The organism is Soonwooa purpurea, assembly GCF_053891095.1.
In genome coordinates this window covers 1-6213 of record NZ_JBSSMA010000027.1, presented here as the reverse complement: position 1 = coordinate 6213, position 6213 = coordinate 1, and the positions used below count along the sequence as shown (strand labels likewise).

7 protein-coding genes are annotated in these 6213 nt (G+C 27.8%); all 7 read left to right on the top strand.

The features are described from left to right. The first annotated feature begins 316 nt into the window (after positions 1-316). The 7 genes from ACVFVN_RS14255 (at position 317) to ACVFVN_RS14225 (ending at position 5894) form a co-directional block, all read left to right on the top strand. Complete coding sequence (locus tag ACVFVN_RS14255) at positions 317-823, top strand: hypothetical protein (protein ID WP_456235797.1); 507 nt, start codon at positions 317-319, stop codon at positions 821-823. A 230-nt stretch (positions 824-1053) separates the two neighbouring features. Then, on the top strand, positions 1054-1593 hold the full coding sequence (locus tag ACVFVN_RS14250) for a hypothetical protein (protein ID WP_456235796.1): 540 nt from the start codon (positions 1054-1056) through the stop codon (positions 1591-1593). Positions 1594-1814: 221 nt separating this feature from the next. Further along, on the top strand, positions 1815-2450 hold the full coding sequence (locus ACVFVN_RS14245) for a hypothetical protein (protein WP_456235795.1): 636 nt from the start codon (positions 1815-1817) through the stop codon (positions 2448-2450). A 4-nt stretch (positions 2451-2454) separates the two neighbouring features. After that, positions 2455-2682, top strand: a complete 228-nt coding sequence (locus ACVFVN_RS14240; protein WP_456235794.1) for a hypothetical protein — start codon at positions 2455-2457, stop codon at positions 2680-2682. 450 nt (positions 2683-3132) lie between these two features. Next, complete coding sequence (locus ACVFVN_RS14235) at positions 3133-3879, top strand: hypothetical protein (protein ID WP_456235793.1); 747 nt, start codon at positions 3133-3135, stop codon at positions 3877-3879. 350 nt (positions 3880-4229) lie between these two features. Then, complete coding sequence (locus ACVFVN_RS14230) at positions 4230-5108, top strand: DUF2806 domain-containing protein (protein ID WP_456235798.1); 879 nt, start codon at positions 4230-4232, stop codon at positions 5106-5108. Positions 5109-5444: 336 nt separating this feature from the next. Further along, the gene (locus tag ACVFVN_RS14225) at positions 5445-5894 is read left to right on the top strand and encodes a hypothetical protein (RefSeq protein ID WP_456235792.1); all 450 of its coding nucleotides are present in this window, start codon (positions 5445-5447) and stop codon (positions 5892-5894) included. Positions 5895-6213: the final 319 nt, after the last annotated feature.

The following is a 6213-nucleotide window of genomic DNA, read 5'->3' as shown; positions in this document are numbered from 1 at the left end:
AGTTTCGTTTTATTCTTTTGATTTGTTTGTGATTTAATTGCTCATAATTTTTTAGAACTATTTTTCAGCGTTGAAAAGTTCTCATTTTCTACTGCGCGTAACAGTGTATTGGCAAAATGCGGGGTTTTGGGAACGTTGAAATTTTGTAAAATTATTCCGCCGAATGCTTTTCAATTCTGCAATTTTTTGTAAGTTAGCAGAAGTGAAAAAGCATCGGCTACGTTTCTGAATTCTTGAACTTTCAGTCCTTCGAATTCCCGCACTTCGCCAATACTTTTTCCGTTAACTGCAATTTCATAACAACCGCACGACCAATATGAAATTAATTTTTGGATTTTTTTTTACTATAACTTCTACTCTTTTATTTGCTCAAAAAGATGATTTATACTTATGGAAAAAACATGATTTTTATAAACGTTTGGATACAATAAATATTTTTTCAAAAAACTATCCAACCAAATTAATCGAAGGATCTGGAATAATTAGAAATAAAAGAAATAAAGTTATTGGTTCAATAGGATTTGGAACTGAAATTACAAGAAATGTAGATTTAAAACTTGTTCGATTATTTAATTCCGAGAATCATTTTTATAAGAAAAACGGAAAAACGCCTGCGAAAACAATTAACTATTCAACTTACATATATTTTGATAATTTGGAAACTCCAGATTTCGCAAAAATAAAACGAGAAGAAATCCTTCAAGAAAAAGTCATTTATTCTGAAACAATATTTTTTGATTTACATAAAATAGATTTTAATGCAAAAATTCTAACTCAAGATGAAATTCGATTAAGAAACTTATTAAACGATATAAAAAATTAAGAAACTGCAGTTAACACGGTATTGGCAAAATGCGGGGTTTAAGGCTAAATTGAACTTTTTGTAATATTTAGTCGCCAATATTTTCCAATTCCACATTTTTTACTAGTTTAGTTCCATTGAAAAAATATTGGCTACGATTGGTCTGAACTTAAACTTTCGTTCAAATTAAGCCCGCACTTCGCCAATACTTTTTCCGTTAGCGGAAATTTTATCCAAACTCTCGTTTAAATATGAAATTTTTAAAAGGTTGTCTTATTGCAGTACTAATTTTTGTTGGAATACTAACACTTCTGATTTTTGTTTATAATCGTAAAATGTCAAAAGAAGTAATTCAAGAAAATGAGAAACCAAAACAATCTCTAACAGAATACAAAAACAAAATTTTGGACCGAAATAATTTGATTATCAATTCAAATCTTTCTGATAGTCTAAAAATTTTAGCAAAAAAATCTGACTCAATTCTCAATAATTCAAAAAAATTAAATGATAATTTGTGGACAGAATATTATATTAATCAGAAAGTTTATGAAAACGAATCCTTCAAAAAAATAAATGAAGAATTAAACGAAAAATATATTAAATATAATTCTCACGCTCAAGAATTTAATTCCCGCTGGATTTCATTTCCTTCTAATATCGCATTAACTAATAATAATTTAAGAAGTTACGAAATAATGTATACAATTGATTACGGAAAAGATAATTCTGAAAATATGATTAAGCGAAAGAAAGTCGATCATTGGATAGAAACTGGAGAAGTAATTGAATAAAAAAACTTCCGCTAACATTGTATTGGCAAAATGCGGGGTTAAAGTCTAAATTGAAATATTTGAAATATTTAGCCGCCGCTGCTTTTCATATTGTTTTTTTGTGTAATTTAACAAAATGAAAAAGCATCGGCTCACAGCGGTTCTGAATTGAACTTTCAGTTAAATCCAGCCCGCACTTCGCCAATACTTTTTCCGTTAGCTGTAATTTTATGAAAAACATCGTGAAACAATCCTATTTTCTTTTTGTGATTTTGTTGGGTTGTGCAGAAAAAAAATCAGAAAAAATAATTGAGGATTCAAAATACAATTTTCCAGTAGACTTTATTAAACCTCAGAATAATGTTTCTACAGTAATTTCAGAAAATGAAGAAAAATTATTTGAAAGTTTAACAAAATTTGAAATGACAGATCAGTTTGACAATTGTGCAAACGAAGATGCAACTGAATGTAAAGGCTTTACAACAGTTAAAAAGAAAATATTTGTAAATATTACTAATGAAAAAAAAGACATTTCATTTCTTCAAGATTATGAATATAATTGTCAATGTAATGAAGCAAATAGTTTAGTTTCAATTTTTGAAACAATTCCAATAGACAGAATTTCATCTATTGATACAATTTCTGTTATAGCTGATAAGAACAATGAAATACTTACTTCATTAATAATTTCACCAAAATTTAATTCCGAAGTTGTATCCGTTAAAAAAATTGAAAAATATTTTGATAAAAAACAAAATAAGTATTTCTATTCAACAGATAAGTCAATGACTAAAAATCCAATTATTTTTTATACTAAAAAAAATTTAGCCATAACTTTAAAAAACAAATTAGAGAATTTAATACAAGAAACTAAGTAACTATATGGAATGGACAAATATAAAAAAAGAAAAACCTCAAATTTCAGGACCATATATAATAAGTATTACTAAACCATATTCAAATGGAGAATATATTTTCAATTATTACGCGTTTTTTAATCTTGAAAATAATAGCTGGTATAAATATGATTCTGAAAATAGCAAAGTAGGCGATAAAATTAATGAAGAAATCATTGGCTGGATTAAAGGATTAACAACTTACCTAGGATAAAAAACTACAGCTAACATTGTATTGGCAAAATGCGGGGTTTAGGTGTAGAATTGAAAAGCAGAAAAAATAATCCGCTCATGCTTTTCAATTCTGCAAATTTTTGTAAGTTAGCAGAAGTGAAAAAGCATTCGCTACGTTCAGTCTTTCTTGAACTTTTAGTTCTTCGAAAGCCCGCACTTCGCCAATACTTTTTCCGTTATACGAAAACTATTAACCAACACACAACAAATTAATATCAAAAAGAATTATAGATTAATTCCTCAATTTATTAGATCTAAAATAGATACTATCACAGAAAATGAAATAGTAATTGCAACAATTAAAAAATTAACAAAAGAACAAATTGAGGCAAATCCTATCCTTTCAAAAATTATCACATTTACACCTAACATACAAGTTCAAGAATTTTATGAGCCAGAATCCTCGGCTGGTACTTATAGTAAGAAAAACTTGAATGGCTATAAAATAAAGCATTACGACCAGCCAAAAATTAGAAAAACTTACTATGCAGGAGAAAGGCCAATTTTTGGTGATTATTCACGTGGTTCATTTTCTTTATATATAACTAGATTAGTTTATCCATATGATGAAATTCCACCTAGAAACATTTTTATTCAAACTACACTTTTAGAAGAGACAACAGAAAGCAATGTTACTTACTATACATTAAAATTTCAAACAACTCCTGTATTAGAAAAATCTAATGAAAGCGAAATACTATTTAATATTAATATTTTACAAGAAAATATTGGTTCGATAAATATTTTTGCAAGTGATACTACAATTGAACAATTTTTAAATTCACTTATTTTAAATTGGGAAATATTCCCTCCCGGAAATTTAGATAATAACTTAAGAGCAGCTGTTACTGGTTTAAGAAATATTACACCTGAAAGAACGACACAAATAAGAAATAGTTTAGAATTCTTACAAAGTATGCAACCTGAAGATATCATCATTGGAACTTCAGGAATGAGTAGATATATTGGTGCAAAATTTTCAGAAAATTTAGTTGTATTTGAAAATTCTAATTATGGTAACGCTATTTACATATTATTTGAAGATTGGCGAGAATTAAGTCAATTATCACGATTAGAAATTCAAGTTAGACCAAGCGACCAATTTTACAGAGTAAGACATACTGGAAATTGGCAGGATAAGGTAAGAGCAATTGTAAACGCTAAAAGGAATCCATAGTCTTCGTATAACATAGGTTTTGCAAAATGCGGGGTTTAGGTCAAAGCTGAAAATTTTGTCAAAATAATCCGCAACTGCTTTTCATATTGTTTTTTTAACTAATTTAGACAATCTGAAAAAGCATTTGCTTCGTTTCGGAATTCTTGAACTTTCGGTTCTTCGAATTCCCGCACTTCGCAAAGCCTTTTTCCGTTATCTGCAATTAATAACCAACAAAACGTCCAATGGATAATAATCAAGAAAATTCTCTGACAACATTAACTGATACTATTGAAACATTAGCAACAGGAATTCCTGCTCCAATTCGAAAAAATTTCTTTAAAGCATTTAGCTAACTATGTAGTGCTACAATTGATATTCCAGTTGCTTGGTTAGAAGGAAAAGCAGATTTAATTAGATCAACTAACGATGCTAGAAAAGAAATAATCAAAAAAAGTGGAGAATCAATAAATAATCAGATACAGATCCCAAAAATTTTTGTCGAAAAAGCAGTTTCAAAATATGCATCTAAAATTATTAAAGAACAAATAAATTTAGATGAAATAACGACAATAGCTGCACAACAATTATCAAATGAGAATAAAAATGATGTCACTGCAGATGAAAGTGATAATAAAGAGATAAGTGATGATTGGTTAAATGAATTTGAGAACATTGCTAAATTAAAATCTTCAGAAGATTTGAAATTAATATTTGGAAAAATTCTTTCTGGCGAAATTTCAAGACCAGGAAAATTTTCAATTAGAACTCTCAAACTAATTTCACAACTTGACAATGAAGCGGCAAGTTTATTTCAGACATTTTGTAATAATACTTCTGCTTTATACATTGGAAATAAAACGATTCGTGATGCAAGAGTTGTAGTTTTTAAAGGAACTGCAGGTTCTAATGCATTGTCTAAATATGGACTATCATTTGACAATCTAAATATACTTCAAGAATATGGGTTAATTATTTCTGATTATAATTCTTATTATCCTTTTGATTTAGCAATATTAAATGATGATAATACTGTTTTTGCTACAATTGAATTGCAAAATAAAAGATTTTTTTTAGTTCCGACTGATAGAAAAAATTATAATAGAGAAATAAAATTATATGGAGTTTCATTAACAAAATCAGGAAAAGAATTATTTGAGATTGTTACAAAAAATGATTCGGAACAATATTTTAAGGATTTTGAAAAATTTATGGAGGAAAAGCAATTAAATCTACACTATACAACTTAATATTAACTGCAGATAACATTGTATTGGCAAAATGCGGGGATAAGTGCAAAATTGAAAAGCAGAAAAAATATTCCGCTCATGCTTTTCAATTCTGCATTTTTTTGTAAGTTAGCAGTATTGAAAAAGCATTCGCTACGTTTGGTCTTCCTTGAACTTATAGTTCTTCGTAAGCCCGCACTTCGCCAATACTTTTTCGTTAGCTAACATTTTATGACAAACACAGTGAAAAATAAGATAATTTATATTTTGATATTTAGTTTAAATTTTAGTTTTTTATTTTCTCAGACTTATTTCAACGATAAAAAAGTGAATACTAATCCCTTAAATAAAAAATATATGGATAGTAGAAAATATTTCTATGGAAAACTGAACAATGACGAATATCAAAATATTAAATTACAACTAGAATTAGAATTGAAAACAAAATTTCCAGAAGAAAAATCAATATTTATCAATTTTGAACAAGCGGCAGCAAATTGTAGTTTGTTAAAAGGGAATAAAAAATATTTGCAAAGTTATCATAATATGAGTGTAAATATTTCAAATAGAATAAGTAAGGAAAATAACGCAATTGATTTTTTTATTTACGACAATAATACATTTTTGAAAACTTATGTTCTTAAGAATGTAAACTACAAACAAGATTCTGGATTCTTTGCCAAAAATATTTTCACAGAAAAAGATAACTGTGAAGCATTTTTCATATTAAAGACAGATGGAAATTTTTTGATATGTTATGGTACTGATTCATTCAGTTATGCTTCAAATTTTCTAAAACAAAAATAAAACGTCAGCTAACAGTGTATTGGCAAAATGCGGGTTTTAGGGATGAATTGAAAAGCAGAAAAATAATTCCGCTAATGCTTTTCAATTCCACTTTTTTTTTTGATAATTTAGTGTACTTGAAAAAGCATTCGCTACGTTTGGTCTTTCTTGAACTAAAGTTCTTCGAAAGCCCGCACTTCGCCAATACTTTTTCGTTACACGCAATAGATTAGCGCGTTTTCGGATAATAATTTCTCTTTTTTTAACATTGAAATTTAAGGTTTTATAAGAAAAAATTCAGTAGAAATATTGGGTTTAAAAAGTTCTTAAATTTTCTTGA